Origin of the sequence: Leyella stercorea, from assembly GCF_021531355.1 — a bacterium.
GTDB lineage: Bacteria > Bacteroidota > Bacteroidia > Bacteroidales > Bacteroidaceae > Prevotella.
Genome location: NZ_JADYTS010000151.1, coordinates 1 through 1,593 on the forward strand (window position 1 = coordinate 1; position 1,593 = coordinate 1,593).

2 protein-coding genes are annotated in these 1,593 nt (G+C 38.1%); both read left to right on the plus strand.

The window, feature by feature from the left end; all coding sequences use genetic code 11:
* Positions 1-291: 291 nt before the first annotated feature.
* The gene (locus tag I6E38_RS14710; protein WP_235394688.1) at positions 292-1,023 is read left to right on the plus strand and encodes a leucine-rich repeat domain-containing protein; all 732 of its coding nucleotides are present in this window, start codon (positions 292-294) and stop codon (positions 1,021-1,023) included.
* Positions 1,011-1,593: leucine-rich repeat protein (locus I6E38_RS14715; protein ID WP_235394689.1), on the plus strand; the 583-nt coding region annotated here is incomplete at its 3' end. The genes I6E38_RS14710 and I6E38_RS14715, both read left to right, overlap by 13 nt.

The window sequence follows — 1,593 nt, forward strand, 5'->3', positions numbered from 1 at the left end:
AATACGTAAACTTCATTAACGACAAGCCCATTGGCAGAATTAAGTATGCACTAAATTAATTCCGCCAACAGGTATGGACAAGGCGGCATCGCGGATACGCTTACGTTCAACTCGCTGTTTTGAGCGGCTAAAAATGCAAATATAGGATAGTGGCGAGGTGAAAGCTCGCTTAATTTGCAGAAAAGATGTCCCGTGCAAATTTTATTATCGGTTTGCCTGCTTGTTCTGCTTTATTTTATTTACTTTTGCATCGTGTAATAAAACGTTTATAAATACTAACTTTTTCACTATATGATTATCAACAGCTCGTTTTCCTCCTCTTTATCGAATAAGGAACGTTTCGGCTCACTCAAGAGCCTTGTTCTTTTGGTGGTTATCGCTATCTTAGCCACAAGTAATTCCTATGCCCAAGCCAGCTTCGAGACTATCGACGGTTTACGCTATCTGATAGATTCTGATGCCAAGACAGCAACGCTCACTGCAAACGTTGGCGAAAAGTATTCTGGCGATATCGTTGTGCCGGAAAAGGTAAAGGCAAGCGATGGAGTGGAATATCCCGTTACTGCATTTGGAGATAATGCATTTAAGGAGTGCGGCGGATTGAAGAGCGTAACAATCCCTTCTTCTGTTACTTCTTTGGGTGAGAGTTGCTTTCGTGGATGTTCGGGCTTAACAAGTATCACAATACCTTCTTCAGTTACTTCTTTGGGTGATAATTGCTTTTGTTGCTGTATTAAATTTAAAAGTGTTGAAGTTCCGTCTTCGGTATTGAGTATGGGAAGTGGTTGTTTTGAAAATTGTGAGAATTTGGTAAGCGCTAAGATTGAAGCTCAAATAGGTAGACTGAATATGACATTTGCTGACTGTTATAAACTAGAGAAAATAGAATTGCCACAAACAATAACTTCTTTGGATAATGGATGCTTTAATAGATGTTATGGCTTGACCAGTTTTATAGTCCCTAATACAGTTGAATCATTAGGATCTTCTGTTTTGCTGCTTGTACAAATTTGTCTTATATAGAAATTCCTAATTCTGTTAAAAGAATAGGTATGACTTGCTTTGGCGAATGTAAAAGTCTAACTTCCATCACTTTGCCTTTATATCTTGAAGACTTGTCGTATTATTGTTTTACTCAATGTGAAAATCTTAAAGAGGTGAAATGTCTTGCAATGGTTCCTCCTACAGGTTCACAGTTAAGTTTACCTACAGGATGTAAAATTTATGTTCCAAAGTCAGTATTAGATAGTTATAAAACTTCAAGTACTTGGCAGGATTTTCCTATTTTTGCTTTGGACAATTCAGGAACTGGAGTTGCTCAATGTGAAATACCTACAATTAATTATGATAACGGAACTATTAAAGTTTTTAGTGCCACTCCAAATTCTGTTTGTCATTATTCTATATCGTGTGATGATGTTACCACAAATAACATTACTTATGATGGTAATATTTATCTTTCGGCAGCTTACAACATCTCGGCATACGCCACAGCCGACGGTTACGAGCCTTCTGACAATGCTACGGCAACCCTCTATTGGGTGGAAGCCAATCTGCAGAACACCACTACCAATATCAATCAGACAGCCACTC

Excerpts from the sequence above, each read along its gene's own strand:
- I6E38_RS14710 (WP_235394688.1), top strand. The coding sequence starts at position 292 with ATGATTATCAACAGCTCGTTTTCCTCCTCTTTATCGAATAAGGAACGT.